The sequence below is a fragment of the Ohtaekwangia sp. genome, assembly GCF_036786105.1.
Lineage (GTDB): Bacteria > Bacteroidota > Bacteroidia > Cytophagales > Cyclobacteriaceae > Ohtaekwangia.
In genome coordinates this window covers 69,345-86,315 of the sequence record NZ_DAIQRQ010000009.1, presented here as the reverse complement: position 1 = coordinate 86,315, position 16,971 = coordinate 69,345, and the positions used below count along the sequence as shown (strand labels likewise).

General features: G+C 45.0%; 11 protein-coding genes. 1 reads left to right on the top strand and 10 read right to left on the bottom strand.

Annotated elements, in window-relative coordinates:
• Positions 1–26 precede the first annotated feature (26 nt).
• A complete protein-coding gene (locus V7Q33_RS06745) occupies positions 27–794 on the top strand; it encodes a YdcF family protein (protein WP_333819335.1) in 768 nt (255 codons plus the stop codon).
• A gap of 458 nt (positions 795–1,252) precedes the next feature.
• Here V7Q33_RS06745 and V7Q33_RS06740 read toward each other — a convergent pair whose 3' ends face one another.
• From V7Q33_RS06740 to V7Q33_RS06695, 10 genes are all read right to left on the bottom strand, one after another.
• Positions 1,253–2,770, bottom strand: coding sequence for a hypothetical protein (locus tag V7Q33_RS06740; protein ID WP_333819334.1), 1,518 nt, complete (start codon positions 2,768–2,770; stop codon positions 1,253–1,255).
• Positions 2,771–2,790: 20 nt separating this feature from the next.
• Positions 2,791–5,715, bottom strand: coding sequence for a TonB-dependent receptor (locus V7Q33_RS06735; RefSeq protein WP_333819333.1), 2,925 nt, complete (start codon positions 5,713–5,715; stop codon positions 2,791–2,793).
• A 283-nt stretch (positions 5,716–5,998) separates the two neighbouring features.
• Positions 5,999–6,331, bottom strand: coding sequence for a gliding motility protein GldC (gene gldC, locus V7Q33_RS06730; protein WP_331976339.1), 333 nt, complete (start codon positions 6,329–6,331; stop codon positions 5,999–6,001).
• Positions 6,332–6,426: 95 nt separating this feature from the next.
• Entirely contained in the window at positions 6,427–7,458 is a 1,032-nt protein-coding gene (gene cydB, locus V7Q33_RS06725) for a cytochrome d ubiquinol oxidase subunit II (RefSeq protein WP_333819332.1), read from the bottom strand.
• A 12-nt stretch (positions 7,459–7,470) separates the two neighbouring features.
• Positions 7,471–8,886, bottom strand: coding sequence for a cytochrome ubiquinol oxidase subunit I (locus tag V7Q33_RS06720; protein ID WP_333819331.1), 1,416 nt, complete (start codon positions 8,884–8,886; stop codon positions 7,471–7,473).
• A 194-nt stretch (positions 8,887–9,080) separates the two neighbouring features.
• Entirely contained in the window at positions 9,081–11,027 is a 1,947-nt protein-coding gene (locus V7Q33_RS06715; protein ID WP_331976333.1) for an acetoacetate--CoA ligase, read from the bottom strand.
• 273 nt (positions 11,028–11,300) lie between these two features.
• Positions 11,301–14,111, bottom strand: a complete 2,811-nt coding sequence (locus V7Q33_RS06710; protein ID WP_333819330.1) for a TonB-dependent receptor — start codon at positions 14,109–14,111, stop codon at positions 11,301–11,303.
• A gap of 446 nt (positions 14,112–14,557) precedes the next feature.
• Positions 14,558–15,496 (bottom strand): bifunctional riboflavin kinase/FAD synthetase, encoded by a 939-nt coding sequence (locus tag V7Q33_RS06705; RefSeq protein ID WP_331976329.1) that lies wholly within the window; start codon positions 15,494–15,496, stop codon positions 14,558–14,560.
• On the bottom strand, positions 15,493–16,152 hold the full coding sequence (gene truB / locus V7Q33_RS06700; protein WP_333819329.1) for a tRNA pseudouridine(55) synthase TruB: 660 nt from the start codon (positions 16,150–16,152) through the stop codon (positions 15,493–15,495). The genes V7Q33_RS06705 and truB overlap by 4 nt, the downstream gene beginning before the upstream one ends.
• On the bottom strand, positions 16,153–16,944 hold the full coding sequence (locus tag V7Q33_RS06695) for an undecaprenyl-diphosphate phosphatase (protein ID WP_331976325.1): 792 nt from the start codon (positions 16,942–16,944) through the stop codon (positions 16,153–16,155).
• Positions 16,945–16,971: the final 27 nt, after the last annotated feature.

The window sequence follows — 16,971 nt, the reverse complement described above, 5'->3', positions numbered from 1 at the left end:
TAACGATTAACTGATAACGACTAACCATGTTCTTCATTCTCTCGAAAACGGTCAGCTTCTTTATATTACCCATGACTATTACCGTGGCACTGTTGGTAGTTTCAATCTTTTTGAAGAACCCACGGTGGAAAAAAAGAACATTCTTTGCCGGTATAATGCTGCTGCTGTTCTTCTCCAATGATTTTCTGGCTAACGAAGCCATGCATGCGTGGGAGATACCTACGGTAGCTTATAAAGATATGACGCCCCACAAGATGGGCATTGTGTTAACGGGCTCCACCATATCCGGCCTTGAACCTAATGACAGAGTATATTTTCAGCGCGGTGCTGATCGCGTTACGCATACTGTGCAACTCTATAAACTCGGATTGATTGAAAAGATTTTGATCAGCGGAGGCAGTGGCCGTTTGTTGGGAGAAGACGAGCCTGAAGCAAACAAGTTTCAGAAGGCCATGTTGCTGATGGGCGTTGATTCCGCCGACATCATCATTGAGAATGAAACGCGTAACACAGCGGAATCGGCACAGCAGGTAGTGAAGATGCTGGACTCGCTTCACTATAAATCAGAAGATTGCCTGTTGATTACCTCTGCCTTCCATATGCGCCGTTCATTGGCCTGCTATCGCAAGGTAGGGTTGAACATACAACCTTTCTCAACTGATTTTTATGCGCACCCGCGGGGATTCTATCCTGATGCGCTCATTATTCCTAAAGTGGAAGCTGTTGCCATCTGGCACAAGCTGTTCAAGGAATGGGTGGGGATGATTGCTTACAAGGCAGCAGGGTATATTTAATTAATGATATGTTGCGGGCTTGTGATCTTGTTTCATGTTTCATGGTGTTCCCCGCATTATTCTTTGTGCCCTGATATAGTTTGGTCAACTCGCGCGGCAATTTCAATTGTGTTTCCAGCAAAGCCCCTGTTGCGCCGCTGGCGGCACAACAGGGGCTTTTGCTTCTGATCTTTTTCCCAAAGTCTTCGCCAGCGAAGCCTCCGGGAAAAAGATTCTTAAGGTGCCTGCGAATTTGTAAAAGCGAAAAACTCAACTTCACACTGTATAGTATAATTCTGCAAAACAACAATTGACCAGAAATGTATAATCTCTGTCCACCGCAAAGTGGATTGATCGTCCTGGCCGGAAGTTGACAACGTATGATTAACTGATTTATAAAGCCTGCAGATCACCGCATAAAAAAAGCTGCCCCTTTCGAAGCAGCTTTTCAGGTTTGGGTTAATGAATATCGTTATCGATTAAGGCACAGGCAGTGCATTGCCGGAGTAATCGTTCGGATTGCATTGTGGTATGCTGGCACCAAATTTAGCATTGATCACATCGATAAACTGGTTGGCCAGGTAACCATTGCCGCGTGCATTCGGATGGATACCATCCAAAGAGAAGCCCCCGAAGGGAGGCGAAATAGATGCCGATATAGATGCACCGCGGATCTCTGCACCATTTTCTTTCAGCGACAACAGGATAGAATGTATATCTACCAGTGCCAGGCGACTGCTGTTGGTTGAGACCGCCGCAGCAATCACTTCATTGAAAGCATCAATGCGTGCCTGTACTTCTGCTTTTTCAGAAGGCAGTAATATATACTTGTCGGCCAGCGGCACAGTAACACCGTTGATGAGCGAAGGATTGTTTGATACCAGTGTACCAATAACATTGGCCGCTACCAGTGGCACAAGGTCACTGGAAGTAGTCTGGCGTACTTGTTCGTAGGGAACGAGTGCAGCACGCTGTGCGTCTGATATAGCACCCGCTGCATGCAGCATATCAAACTCATCACCATAATCATTCAGCGTTTCGTCTACAATAACAATCTTGTTGGATGTGCCGGCAGAGAATGTAATTTTCCGGGAGTCAGTATCCGTTACACCGAGGTTTGCTTTCAAAGCATCGAGCACGGCATTGTATCCTGCAAAGCCCGCATTTACGGCAGCAGCAGACGTAGCATCGAGTGGTATAGGATTGTAGGCTACGGTTGAAAAATACGGAAGGCTTGTAACGTCTGGTATATTGGCCACAACGCCTTTTGCATTAGCATTTGCGGCAAGCATGGTAGACAATGCATTGTTATAGGCACCGGCAAATACGTTGGCATCGGTCATAGGCTTTGTAGCGTCATTCTGATCGGCACCATTGGTAGCATAGCCGAGTACATCGTCATTTCCCAGCCAGAATATAAAGAAGCTTCCGCTTCCCAATGCGGCAACTGCATCGCCCAGCAAAGTAGATGTACCCGGGGTAGATGCAAACCGTGCATAGTAAGGATTATAATATGGATTGGAAGAAGCAGGACCACCCAACTGGGGAATCTGCGCAGTCTGAATGGTTACTCCATACGCGCTGAAGTTGTTGAGCTTCGATTTATCACCAGTATAGGGAGTGATGGCCTGGCCAGGCACAATGGGCGCTGGCTTGGGGCTTGTGGTGCCTTTCAGATATAGTCTTCCAAGAATGGTAGTGCCATCGGGCGCTAATCCATAATAACCAGCTTCCGCATTAATGTCGGGTTGATTAAAAGTTCCTCCGCCAACAGACTGCATTTGTTGGGCAATGATCGCGGGGAAAGAATGGTTTTGTCCATCGTTATAGAGAGCACCATTCATGAAACCAGCGGAGAGCGAGCTGCCGATCACTACCGTTTTGGTAAAGTCGGCTTCGCCGGCAGTAGCTGCTTTCTCTTCGGGGAAATCGTACGTGCAGGCTCCCGCCATTACTAAGGCCAGAGAAGCTGCGGTATATCGTGTAAAATTTTTCATACGGTATTTCTCGTTTAGCATTAGTTCATCAGTTGATCGAAGGTGATGGAGATATAGTATATCGCACCCAGCGTAGGGCCACCGTAGTTCAATACATAGCGTTTATTGAACAAGTCTGATCCACCAATCTTGAAGGTTGACTTCATCGGCTTTACGCGGTAGCTCACTTGTGCATCAAACACGCCTACTGCCGGAACTTTACCTATAGCAAAGGTTGATTCCCATGTGAAGGCTGTCTGCCAGCGATAGGCCACGTTAAACCCGATGCGGTCTGTAAGCTTACGGTTACCGAACGTAATGTTATACTTGTGCTCCGGTGTATTGAACTCTGCCAGGTAGCCATCGCCTAATTGTTTGTTCAGGCGGTTCCAGTTATAGTTTGCACCAATGCGATAACCTTTTACCAAGCTATAGTCAAGACCTAAGGCAACACCTTGTGCTGTTACGGTTTTATTGAGGTTGGTATATACGGAATATGTATTCTGGCGGCCATTCTCATCTTTCCCGGGATTCAGCATCGTAGAAGCGTTACGAATGTTCTGCTCAGTAGGAGTGGTGGCGGTCAAATCCAACGGGCCGGCTGATTGACGCATGATCAACTGTGTGATGAAGTCGTTGTAGGAGTTGAAGTAGTAGGCTACATCTACCAACAGTTTATCACCCACCAAACCTTTATATCCAACTTCTATAGATTTAATCTTTTCAGGTTTTACAGGCGCAGCGCCAGTAACGGGTACAAGTTTGCTTAATGCTTCGGGGTCGCCAATGGCAAGGCCTGCATTGCTTCCGCTATAAGAACCTTGACCTGCTTTCTGTGCGACTACCGCTGCATACTGCTGTGCGGAGGTTACTGTATAGGCATTTTGAAATACATTGTATGCTTTTGCATATTGTGGCAGACCGCCCAGCAAACGTGCTGAAAGTACATCGAGGTCTATATGCTGACCTTGTGTGGTCGGGTTGCGGAAACCGCTTTGGAATGCAACGCGGAAATTCTGATTCGGTGTAGGCGAGATCACTGCCGACAGGCGCGGGTTAATCAACCCGTTGAAGTTTTCGTTCTTGTCATAGCGCAGTGAACCGGTAAGTTTTACTTTATCAGACAATACTTTTTTGGAAGCTTGTACATAAGCACCTACTTCCTGAATGGTAATGTTGTTGCCCGCTGTATCGGCAAAGATGGTTCCGTTGGAGTTGAGATCGTACAGGCGATAGCTTGCACCTACCATCACGTCCATAAACTTGATCTGGTTCTTGAAGTTATACTGGCCTTCGAAGTGATAGAGCGCAGTCTTGTCATCGAATAAAGCTCCGTTTGGAATTACATCTTTTCGCGCATTTGCCTGGGCATTGTTAAATTCTGCAGACCCGGGTAAAAATCTTCCGGCATCTGCCGCTGCGCGGGCTGCTGCATGGGCTTGTTCCTGTTGTGCTATGGTAGGCGCAGCGGGTGATCCTCCCTGTAAAGCAGCGAGTGTGCCGAGGTAAGTTCCTGCATAGGTACCGAACCAGGTGTTGTCGTCTTTCCAGGCGCGGTTTACCAATACACCGGTAAGGTCTGCTATATAAGAATCTCCTGAATTTTCTAAAGTAGCATAGGCACGCAGAAAGAAGTTGTCACCCCGTAATTCAACTTTGTGCTGTTGAATGTTGAAGTTCCTCAGCGAGTAGCGTTGTGCACCGGTATATACTGAAGTTCCTGCACCGTAATTCAAATTATAGAGTAACTCCAGTTTGTCGGTAAGGCGGTAGTGAAGACCTATATTTGCCTTCAGGTTTTTGGCGCCATAGTCAACCAGGTATTGCTCTTTATAGGGTGTTCTTGAAACTGTTCCGCCGGTAGCGAGGTAAGGAAGATAGTTGGATAACCCTGCCTGCTGCATCTTGGATTGGAAACCAGGATCAAGACCAACAAGCCCCAGGTTGGTGGCTACTTCATCGCCGAAGGCGTGTACCTCATCGGAACCAGGATTGCTGGAGAGACCACTAGGCTTCAACGAAGCGTTTTTATCCTGCAGATTGGTGCCATACCAGTCGGTTGCTTTACTATAAGAGAATGCTATTTTGAAAGCAAATTTATTGTTGAATGCCTTTGCATAGCGGATGGCATACTCTTGCATCGGCTTGGGTTTGCCGGGGCCGATCTTTGTGCCATCGGAGTTGAGATCAGAATCACCAAAGTGGTTCATACCAAACTTGGCAAATGCACTGAGTCCCTGGTAATCGAATGGACTTTTACTGTTTACTAGAAGTATACCGTTAAATGCGTTTGGTCCGTAGAGCGCAGAAGCGGCCCCCGGTATAAATTCGACACTTTCCACATCGAGCTCCGAAGGACCGTTCAGGTTTCCGATTGGGAAGTTCAATGCAGGAGCTTGTGTATCCATTCCATCCGTTAACTGCACAAAGCGTGTGTTGCCCGTGGAGTTAAAACCGCGGGCGTTTACAATCTGAAAATTTATACTGCTCGTAGTTACGTCAACACCTTTCAGGTTGGCAAGTCCCTTATAGTAATTATCGGATGGCGTGTTCTGTACCTGGAGTATATCCATCTTTTCAATGGATACGGGCGATTGCATGATGCTTTCTTCCATACGCGAAGCCGAGATAACCACTTCCTGGCCGAGCACAGTCTGCTCTTCGAGTTTTACATCCAGACCTGTAGTATTCGCATCATTTACTTCGACTTCAAATGTCTTGTAACCAACGAACGAAAATGCCAGGGTAAGAGGAGGTGAGTCGTTCGATTTCAGGGAGTAATTTCCATCGGAGTCAGATATAGTTCCAATAACTCGCCCTTTCACGATAATGTTTACACCGGCAAGTCCTTCTCCGCTACTGGCATCTGTTACCTTACCAGAGATGGTCGTTTGAGCCAGCACCACCGCGGAAGACAACAGCACCATCAGCCCTGCCGCTAACGAAGCCTTGTAAAATTTTTTCATAACTACGAATAAGTTTGGTTTTGGGGATTAATGAGTTCCTTTTCAGAAAGCGCGAAATGGTATGCATACCGAGCTTTCTTATCGAAAAGTACAAAAAATCCTCAAAAAACAAACGTTTGTAGAAGGCTAGTTGCTGCCATAATGAAAAATATACCCCGAGAAGGTATGGACTCAAAAGAATGAGCAGGGTGTAAAAGAAGTATCAGAGACGCGCTGTAGTATATTTACAGCGGTATATTTACCAGTCTCCGATACTTTTAACAGGTGCAGACCTGTTTGAGGATTAATCTTTGGAGTTTTGCAGATGCTTTACCAGCCGGTCGCATAACGCATTGATCTCGTTGGCAATGTATTCATCGCCCGTAGCCGTTAGTGCGCTTTGCGCCAGACCACCGATACAGTCAATATAGAAACGCTTCATCTCATCCACAGGCATATCCTTGGTCCACAGGTCTATACGCAGCGTATTCTTATGTTTATGGTCCCACAGTGCCACACTCATGGATTTTGTTTCAGAAAGCCCCGGATCGGGCTTATCCGTAGCATCCCACAGTATCTTATCCGGTACGTTATTCTGATCCAGTTCGACAGAGAAGTTGATAGTTGACTTTTTCATGGGTTAAAATTACAAAGTTTAGCACGTGTTTACGTGTGCACGTTGCCATGTTTTCTCTGAACGTTGGTACATACACACCTAAACACGTGCGCACGTTAATAACTCGTTTCATCCAGCTTCACCTTCCCCTTGAAAGTCCAGAAAACAAAGGTGGTGTAGGCTGCTACGAGGGGTACGCCGATGGCCGCTACGGTGAGCATGATACCGAGTGTTTTCTGCGAAGAAGCGGAATTATAAATGGTGAGGCTGTTTTGCGGATCGGGAGTATAGAGGATAGTCGGGTAAAGCTCAAGCGATACAATAATAAGTGCTACACTGATTACCACCGCTGACGAAAGAAAGGCAAAAAAATATTTTCGTTTGGTGATCTGGCGTGTAATGTTGGCAATGGCCAGCACCATGATGACGGGAAGTATAAACATGCTCGGATTTTCATGTATCTGGTCTACGAGGTGCGGTATATAGAGCAAGGTATAGAATGATGTAATCACGAAACTGATTACAAAAAATATAGTGGTTCTGCGCACAATGATGGTAAGTTTGGCGTACAACCGGTCTTCCGTTTTCATAACGAGGTATATGGCACCGTGCATCATAAAAAGTGAGAGAGAGGTAATGCCTACCATAATGGCATACGGATTAATAAATCCCGGGAAGTCGCCACGGTAAATATGGTCTTTATCGAGCGGTATACCGAGCGCGACATTGCCCAGTATAAAACCCAGCAAGAATGCGAGGAGCCCGCTGGAAATGCAGTAACAGATGTCCCACATCTTGCGCCACCAGAGCATCGGTTCTTTACTTCTGAATTCGATCGAGACCGCGCGAAAAATCAGCGCTACCAGAAAGATCATAAACGGTATATAGAACGCCGAGAGTAGCGATGCATATACTTCGGGGAAGCCGGCGAACAGCGCGCCACCGCCAATGACGAGCCACACTTCGTTGCCATCCCAAACGGGACCAATGGCATTGAGGGCTGTGCGTCTGCTGGCTTCTTTGTTGAAGAACAAATGCAATGCACCAGCTCCCAGATCAAAACCATCGAGGATGGCATAGCCTGTAAACACGGCTCCAATCACAAGAAACCACCAGGTAGGATAATCGATGCCGGCAAATGTTCCCATATCTATACTTGGTTAGCGCTCGTTAATGTTCTGTTGTTTGTTTCGGCTTGCATCCGTAGTAATGGATTCCACCATTTCCATGTGTCGCGGGCTGTGTTCATCATCGTGATGATCGTATGGCCCATGTGTTATTTTCTTGTTGAGCAGGTATATAAATAAGGCGAAGAGCAGCAGGTATACAAAGGTGAATAAGATTAACGAGAATACTACCTGGTTGGCAGTTACGGCTTCCGACAGTGCATCGGAAGTACGGAGAAGTTTATATACTACCCACGGCTGTCTTCCTACTTCTGCGGTATACCAGCCCACCTGGTTGCCGATCTGTGGCAGCAACACGGCCCACACGAATATCCACAACAGCCAGCGTTTTTCGAAAAGCCGGCCGCGCCACCACAAGAATGCCGTATATATACTGAGTGCGATCAAAGCCATGCCAATGGAAATCATGAGGTGATAAGTTTGAAAGACAAAATTTACCGCGCCTGGTCTTTCATCTTCCGGTATACTATTGAGCCCTGGTATTGGGGCATTTATATCGCCATGTACCAGCAGCGATAATCCACCGGGTATAGCAACACCGGTTGTTGTTTGTGTTTTTTTATTTACCCAGCCGAAGAGATACATATCGGCAGCCTTCAGACTATCGAAGTGGCCTTCCATAGCTGCAAGCTTGGCAGGTTGATAATGCGCCACCACATCGGCAGATTTATGGCCGGTAAATAATTGCAGCAACGAAGCCACGATCGCCACCGACAGTCCAATTTTGAATGAAGCTTTTGACAGCTCAATATATTTGCCTTTCAGCAGATACCATGCGCTTACGCTCGTAACGAGAAACGCACCTGCGAGAAACGATCCACACCATACATGTGATATACGTTCAATCGTAGATGGATTGAATACCATTGCCCAGAAATCGGTTATCTCGGCACGTGCTTTCATGCCTTGGCCTACTATATGATAACCGGCCGGTGTCTGTTGCCACGAATTGGCTACCACAATCCATATAGCCGAGAACATGGAACCAAGTGTTACCATGATAGTAGAGAAGAAATGCACTCCCGGTCGCACACGATTCCATCCGAAGATAAGTATACCAAGAAAACCTGATTCCAGTGCGAAAGCAAATATACCTTCCGCTGCGAGCGCACTGCCGAATACATCACCAACGTAACGTGAATACACGGCCCAGTTGGTGCCAAACTCAAATTCCATTACAATACCGGTGGCTACACCGATGCCGAAGATGAGTGCAAAAATCTTTACCCAGAAGCGCGTCATCTGCTGGTATATTTCCAAACCTGTGCGCAGGTACATGCCTTCCATAAACACCATCACTAACCCAAGGCCAATGCTCAGGGGAGGATAGATGTAATGGAAAGCAATCGTAAAAGCGAATTGTATGCGTGAGAGAATTTCTACGTCCATCGGGTTTTAAAACTACAGCACAGGCGTGAAGGCTCCAAGTGAAAGATGCAGATAAACAGGAAGAAATTTTGTGGAGAATTGGACACGATTGAAATTTCGGAGTGCGAGGTTTGAAAGTTCAAAATTCAGAGTTTAAAGTTCAAGGTTCAATGTACAATGTAAGACTGAAGCCTTGAACATTGAACTTTTGGACTTTAAACTTTTTCCTGCTGTAAGCGTATAAAGAAGTCCAAGGAAGACGGATTCTTCAGTGCGCCAGCATTAATAACTTCTTTTGGATCTTTTCCCATCAATATCTTTTTTACAGGTGTTTCTGTTTTTTTACCGCTGATAGTATAAGGTATATCGGGTGCGGCAATGATCTCATCGGGTACATGCCGCGGACTATAATCATTGCGGATCGTAGTATTGATCTTTTTCTTGATATCGGCCGACAGCGCTATATTTTCCTGCATCACTACAAACAAAGGCATCCAGAATTCACCTCCTTCTTTTTCAATGCAGATAATGAGACTGTCTTTAACCTCCGCTACTTTATCCACCGCACGGTATATTTCACTCGTGCCAATGCGCACGCCTCCACGGTTGAGTGTTGCGTCCGAACGGCCGTATATAATTACTCCTTCGTGCGATGTAATTTCAATCCAGTCGCCATGGCGCCATATACCAGGATACATTTCGAAGTAACTTTCGGTATAACGTTTATACTCGGGGTCATTCCAGAAATAAACAGGCATAGAGGGCATGGGTCGGGTAATAACCATTTCGCCTACTTGCCCTGTTAGTACGTTGCCTGTTTCATCGAATGCATACAGAGAACATCCTAACGCACGACATTGAATCTCACCGGCATATACGGGAAGTGTCGGCATACCGCCTACAAAGGCGCTGCAGACATCTGTGCCACCACTCATCGATGCAAGCCACAGGCTGTGTTTTACTTCTTTATATACCCAGTCGAAACCTTCCGGTGGCAATGTGCTTCCGGTTGAACTGATGGAACGTAGTGCACGCAAATCAAAATTCTGTGCAGGATGTGTTGAGGCTTTTATATTGGCCAATATAAATCCTGCACTGGTACCGAAATGATGTATGCCTGCATCTTGTGCAAATTTCCAGAGCTCATTCATATCCGGATAGGCTGGGCTGCCATCATATAGTACCATAGTGCCGCCTGCCAGCAAACCACTGTGTATGTAGTTCCACATCATCCAGCCAGTGGTAGTATACCAAAAGCATCGTTCGCCTGGTTTAAAATCGTTGTGGAAAGTTCCGTACTTCAATTGCTCCAATAATATACCGCCCTGTGAATGTGTAATGGCTTTGGGTAGACCGGTAGTGCCGGAAGAGTATAATATCCAGATAGGATGATTGAACGGCACACGTACAAACTCAGGAGTATATATAGTTTCTCCGATTACATCTTTCCAGTGCACTACGGGCTTGGAAGAAGGGAGTGGGGTATCATGGGCGGATAATAGAATGACGCGCTCTATACCAGGCAGCGACTTTATCAACTCCTGAACAACTTCCCGTTTATCGAATATCTTTCCACCGTATTGATAGGAGTCAACAGCGATCAGTATTTTGGGTTCGATCTGTGCAAAACGATCGATCACCGAGCGGGTACCAAAATCAGGTGAACAACTTGACCATACCGCACCCAGTGCGTTAACAGCCAGAAAAGCAGTTGTCGCTTCCGGATTGCCGGGTAAATATGCCGCCACACGATCACCGGCCTGCAGGTTGTAAATCTTTAAAAAATGTTGAAGCGATCCAACCTGTTGGATTAAGGAACGCCAACTGATCTCCTGTATTGGTTCTGATTCTGATTTAAAGATGATTGCCGGATGGTGATCATTGGCTTTACGAAAGACGTGTTCCGCATAATTTAACCGCGTGCCCTCAAACCAGCGGGCATGAGGCATCGATCCTTGCAGCACGTGTTTATAGTTCCCTTCATGTATCACGTCAAAGTATTCCCATATACTTTTCCAAAACGCTTCCGTGTTATCGACAGACCATTGCCACAGTGCATGGTAACTCTCAAACAACAGTTGCTTGTTTTCATGCAACCATTGTTGATAATGCGTAATGTTCGCTTGTTGTATAGTTTCGGAAGAAGGGCTCCAGAGTTGCATGTGGGCAGTTGTCCGTTAATGGTTACACGTTAATAATTTAATAGGGGAGAGCGATTAACCGTGGGAAAATTTAGCCGGATTATATGATTTTCCAAAACAGTCAGGATAATCACCCAACTGAAAGAAAGATGTTTTTTTTTATGGCCAGCCACATGGCATAAGAAAAAAATAGAAGAGGCTGCCTGGAAAGACAGCCTCTTCTTATTTAATGACACATTCGAAGCTTACTGGTTAAATCCTCTGTCAACGCATTGAGGATAATTCTTAGTGAATTTAGATTTTAACATTCAATGCCATACTGAACGTAGTTCCCAGTTGACTAAAATGATATCCATCGTATGTCATTCGCGAGTATCGTTGATTAAAGGTAACGAGGTTTGATTGAACCTTTACAGCGTCCGGGTTATTTAAAATTGCATCACCTTCTGCATTCAGAGCAACAAACTTCCATTCAGGCAGAACATTGAAAATGTTGTTAACATTAAAGGTTGCTGAAATGGTGTTATTGAACTGATAGCCTATGCCTAAATCAGTAACTACTTTCGTTAAAAACTCTACTTGCAGGTTTTCATTCATCCCAGCATTTCTGAATTTGGTTGGTCCGAATACTGTATTGGTCAAAATGAAATTAAATTTACCAAGTGTATAATCTGCACCAAGTATTGCTTTGTATTTCGGACGCGATGTAAACATCAATGCTTCCTGTGTAGCATTCAACACAGTCTGCCCTGCTTCTGCAATTATAGCTGGATTTTTTACACTTCCTTCTCTCTTGTTTTTTAAAGTATAATTACCAGCAAGATTGAATCTCAGGGTGCCGCTTCCCAGAGCAATGTTTTTATAGCTCGCAACGAGGTCAATGCCGGATGTTCGTGTGTTCAGGGCATTGGCGAAGAAACTAAGTCCTACGATATTATTGCTGGCCAGCACCTTGTCCAAATTGGCATCCGGATTACCACTGGGGCCAATATCATTACCAAGGACAATTCTGTTATTCACCTTTATGTTGTAATAATCAATCGTTAGATTAAAATTCTCACTGGGTTTAGCGCCTATACCCAGCGTAAAGTTAGCAGACCGCTCTGCATCGAGTTTGGGAACACCAATGAGTTTTGCCTGTGGCGAAACGTTGTTAACAAGGCCGGAAACCTGAATACCTTGACCTGGAACAAAACCATATTGTGTTTTTTGCACATTTATCTGGTGTAAGGATGGCGCTCTGAAACCGGTGGAGATAGAACCCCGAAGTGTAATTTTGTCATCCAAAAGTTTATAGCGCGAGCTAAACTTGTATACAAACGCGTCTCCGAAGTCGCTATAATTCTCATAACGTCCTGTTGCATTGATCAGGAAATCTTTTGTGAGGTCAACGCCAACATCAAGGTAGCCACCAAAGTTGTATCGATTTGACTTGAAAGAATTTTCGGCACTATTACCCGCGAATGAGTCCGCGCCACCAGCCTCGTAGGATGCAAGATCACCCTTGATGATTTCAAAATTTTCTGATCGGAACTCAGACCCGAAAGCTATATTTACTTTCTCGGAAATCGATCTTGATACATCTATATTTCCCACATTGTGAGAAAAACTGTAGCCACCTGCCCGGAAAATGATTGGGCTTCGTTCTCTATATAGTAAATTTCCTTCGGAGTCAGTAAGCCCTGCTGTATTTCTGTTAAGCGAATTGGAGACTGTATATAATTGTCTGTTTCCGCCCGTAGTGAAACTCACATCTGTATTCCATCCATTCTTGTTCGTTTTAAAACCTATAGTGCCATTATAATCATTCAAGTCGCCATCAAATGTAGGTCTGTAGCCTAGATACGGTTCACCTGCGGGAGTTAACAAACCATAATCTGTAGGTCGCCAGTATGGAGTGCGATAATTGGCAAAGCTGTTTACTTTCTTATAAACATAGGCGGCATTATAATAGAGCTCGGTATGTTCGTTAATATCAATTCCCCCGTTAACCAGGAATTTGGATGCTGTAGTTTCAGGCGATCCATTAATGTTACCCGCATCAGGTTTAATTGCAAGGAAAGCTTTAACATCGTTGATATCAGCTCCGAAATCAGACGCCTCACCCTGAGCATCAACTGTACCGGGGCGATTTGCGAGACCAACTTTCGACAGATCGATTGTATAATTGATATATCCTTTATCAGAGACGTTAACACCATTGTTCAAACTTATCCCTACCATTTTACCATCTCCTTTGGATGTTATTCCGGTTCGCATGGTAACAGAACCTCCATCTGTATTATCTTTCAGAATAATATTCATTACACCGGCAATTGCATCTGACCCATATTGCGCAGAAGCACCATCCCGCAGAACCTCAACACGCTTAATGGCATCCATAGGTATAGCGGAGATATCAGCACCACTTTCTCCGCGCCCGGGAGAAGTTTGGGTATAAACCAATGCACTTGAATTTTTCCGTTTTCCGTTGATAAGTATCAGCGTCCGGCTTGGCCCCATATTTCTGATCTCATAAGGATCTAGCAGAGAAGTAGCATCGTTTACAGGAGTTTGCACTGTATTGAAGGAGGGCACTCTGTATTGCAATGCCTTGTCGAACGTGAGTTGCCCGGTACTTTGAAGGTCTTTGATTGCAACATTATCAATTGGAAGAGGTGTGTCGGTCAATGTACGTTGGGAAGCACGGCTTCCCACAGAAATAACTACTTCATCCAGCTGGTTGGCCGCTTCTTTCATTACAATTGTCATGTCACCAGACTCGGGTATAGCTGCTTCAACAGTGGCAAAGCCAATGAATGAAAAGGATAAGTGCTTCGTATTTTTACGGACCTGTACGGTAAATTTACCATCAGAGTCAGTATACGTTCCTGTTTGGTTATTAGCGAAAGCAACGGCAACTCCGGGCAACGCAACTCCGGAAGTATCTTTCACCGTGCCGGATACAAACCGCGAATTTTGTGCTATACTTTGTTTGCATAATAAAATTAACAGGATAGAAAAATACGTTGCTTTTACTATAAAACGCGATCGGTATAATAGCGTTCGTTTTTGTGTGCTAACAGCAATAGATACGGATTCTGTAAATATTGTAGAAAGAGTCATAAGGTTGAAATAAATAAGTAATTATTTTGGAAAGCAGCTCCGGTAAAATTGGTATAGCCGCTTTTTGATATACATATTCCCATCACCTTGAACAGGAATCAATGGTCACCAGCTTTAATGTGTTTTTTTCATCTATAGGTATATTTAGGTTAGACAAAATCTCCTCCGCCATTGGCAACTATTTTATAAACTTATACAAGAGATGTTTGCGGGGCAATCCCGGATTATACCTACACGGAGCTGCGGAAAATACATAGACAGAGACTTTTGGTCCCCTTGCTAAAGACGAATTGTCACTTTTTCAAAGTAAAAAATGGAGAAAGGCTGCTGCCTGCTGCAAAAAGTTTGATCGAATGTGAGTCTTACTTCTGAACGGAAATATGTGAATTTGATTTATGGATACTTATTCAATCGATTCCAATCAATGGCATCACTGAATGTTCTGTCTACCGGATAACGTTAACCAGTATACGCAATGCATCAACCTTATCAAGGCCAAGCTGTGCCTTCAAGCCTTCAAGATCGCTGAATTTGCTATCACCACGAATCAGTTTATGGAAGTATAGGGTGAGCGATTCTCCATAAATATCTTTTGCGAAATCAAATATATTCACTTCAATATTGCGCTTGGTGCCATTTACGGTAGGGCGATTACCAATATATAGCATCCCTTTGTATGTGGTATGTTCGTGCTGAACAGTAACGGCATATATACCGTCAGCAGGAATAAGTTTATACTTTGTGTCCACTTCAATGTTGGCAGTGGGATAGCCGAGCAGGCGGCCCAGTTTATCACCCATTACTACACGGCCTGTAAGACTATAGGGGCGACCCAGAAAATGATTGGCCGTATCGATATCGCCTTCGTCCAGCGCTTTTCTGATTTTGGAAGACGACACGCCAACGTGATCAACATCCTGACGTGGTATTTCTTCTACTTCAAACCCATAGCGCGGAGCATTGATCTTGAGTTGCTCAAAGCTTCCTTCACGGTTGTGGCCAAAGCGGTGATCGTAACCAATTACAAGTTTCTTCGTGCCAATCGTATCGACCAGTATCTTCTGAATGAATTCTTCAGAAGTATATTGAGAAAATTCTTTTGTGAAAGGTATGCGAACAAGGTGCTGTATTCCCTGCTCTTTGAGAAGCTCGGCCTTCTCTTCGAATGTATTGAGTAATTTTAATGAATCGTCTTCCGGGTGGAGTACCAGCCGCGGGTGAGGCCAGAACGTGATCACTACAGTCTCACCATGATTCTTTGAAGCGATCTCCAGCAACCGGGCCAGAATTTTTTGATGGCCTATGTGCACACCGTCAAATGTACCGCTGGTTACAACAGCATATTTTAATCGTGAAAAGTCATCGATGCCGTGATATATCTTCATAATGATACTTCTTCGATGGTAGTAGCATCTTTTAACAGGAACGATCCAATCCTGGTTCTGCAAAGTTCTGAAAGATAGGCGCCAACACCAAGTGCATTTCCGAAGTCGCGTGCTATACTTCGTATATACGTTCCTTTTGAGCACACAATACGAAACGACACTTGTGGCAGGGCAATACCTGTAATCTCAAATTCACGAATCTCAATTACCCGTGGCTTCAATTCAATCTCCTTTCCTTTGCGTGCAAATTCATACGCCCGTTTACCACCCACGCGAATGGCCGAGTGCATGGGCGGCAACTGACTGACGTTACCAATGAAGGAAAGGGTTGCCTCGTGTATTGCTTTTGTTGTAATATGAGAGATATCGGTTGGAGGGGTCACTTCGGTCTCCAGGTCGTGAGATGGCGTAGTGCTTCCGATCGTAAAGGTGCCGGTATATTCCTTCTCCTGGCCCATGAACCCTTCAATGCGTTTCGTCATTTTACCGGTGCAGATAATCAGTAATCCAGTGGCCAGGGGATCGAGCGTGCCGGCATGGCCGATCTTCTTCATCTTGAGCTTGTAGCGAAGTTTATTCACCACATCAAAGGATGTCCACTCCAGTGGTTTGTTGATCAGGAGGATACGGCCCTCGCCCGGTGTTTTGTTTTCCATTTATACGATGGAGAGTCCTACGCCCAGATAGTAGAGTACAAGAATAACGATGCCCAGCACAATACGATAGTAGCCAAATATCTTGAAGCCATACTTTGTAAGGAAGGATATGAACGACTTGATGGCAATCATGGCAACTATGAAGGCAGCCATATTACCGATGGCGAATAAAGTAATCTCGTTTGAACCGAAGGTACCACCATCGTGAAAGTATTTATACATCTTCAATGCTGTAGCAGCAAACATGGTAGGCACGGCCAGGAAGAATGAGAATTCTGCTGCCGTGCGCTTGTTTAATTTTTGTGTGAGTCCACCAATAATTGTTGCTGCAGAACGAGATACTCCCGGGATCATGGCAACCACCTGGAAGGCTCCGATCTTCAGCGCAGTAGGATAATCAACCTGCTTTTCGCTGGCTTCACTGGCATGGAATATCTTGTCTACGAAAAGGAAGAATATACCACCCAGCAATAACGTATAGCCGACTACATCCACGCGTTCGAGCAAGGCATCGATCATATCATTGAATAGCAAACCGGCAACAGCAGCCGGTATAAATGCTACAATCAGCTTAAAGTAAAAATCCAGTGACTGGAAGAAGCGCTTCCAATACAATACGATCACCGATAAGATTGCGCCCAGTTGAATAGCCACGGTAAACATCTTCGTGAACGGATCGCTGGCGATACCCATCAGCGAAGAACCGATAATCATGTGTCCGGTAGAGGATATAGGTAAAAATTCGGTAATGCCTTCTATAATGGCAAGGATGATAGCTTGAAGAATGCTCATGTGCGTAGTTCCAAATTTCGTAAAAGA

Coding starts and splice junctions, on each gene's coding strand:
- V7Q33_RS06695 (WP_331976325.1), bottom strand. CDS start 16,944: ATGAGCATTCTTCAAGCTATCATCCTTGCCATTATAGAAGGCATTACC.
- V7Q33_RS06720 (WP_333819331.1), bottom strand. CDS start 8,886: ATGGACGTAGAAATTCTCTCACGCATACAATTCGCTTTTACGATTGCT.
- V7Q33_RS06710 (WP_333819330.1), bottom strand. CDS start 14,111: ATGACTCTTTCTACAATATTTACAGAATCCGTATCTATTGCTGTTAGC.
- V7Q33_RS06740 (WP_333819334.1), bottom strand. CDS start 2,770: ATGAAAAATTTTACACGATATACCGCAGCTTCTCTGGCCTTAGTAATG.
- V7Q33_RS06705 (WP_331976329.1), bottom strand. CDS start 15,496: ATGAAGATATATCACGGCATCGATGACTTTTCACGATTAAAATATGCT.
- V7Q33_RS06745 (WP_333819335.1), top strand. CDS start 27: ATGTTCTTCATTCTCTCGAAAACGGTCAGCTTCTTTATATTACCCATG.
- gldC (WP_331976339.1), bottom strand. CDS start 6,331: ATGAAAAAGTCAACTATCAACTTCTCTGTCGAACTGGATCAGAATAAC.
- truB (WP_333819329.1), bottom strand. CDS start 16,152: ATGGAAAACAAAACACCGGGCGAGGGCCGTATCCTCCTGATCAACAAA.
- V7Q33_RS06715 (WP_331976333.1), bottom strand. CDS start 11,027: ATGCAACTCTGGAGCCCTTCTTCCGAAACTATACAACAAGCGAACATT.
- V7Q33_RS06735 (WP_333819333.1), bottom strand. CDS start 5,715: ATGAAAAAATTTTACAAGGCTTCGTTAGCGGCAGGGCTGATGGTGCTG.
- cydB (WP_333819332.1), bottom strand. CDS start 7,458: ATGGGAACATTTGCCGGCATCGATTATCCTACCTGGTGGTTTCTTGTG.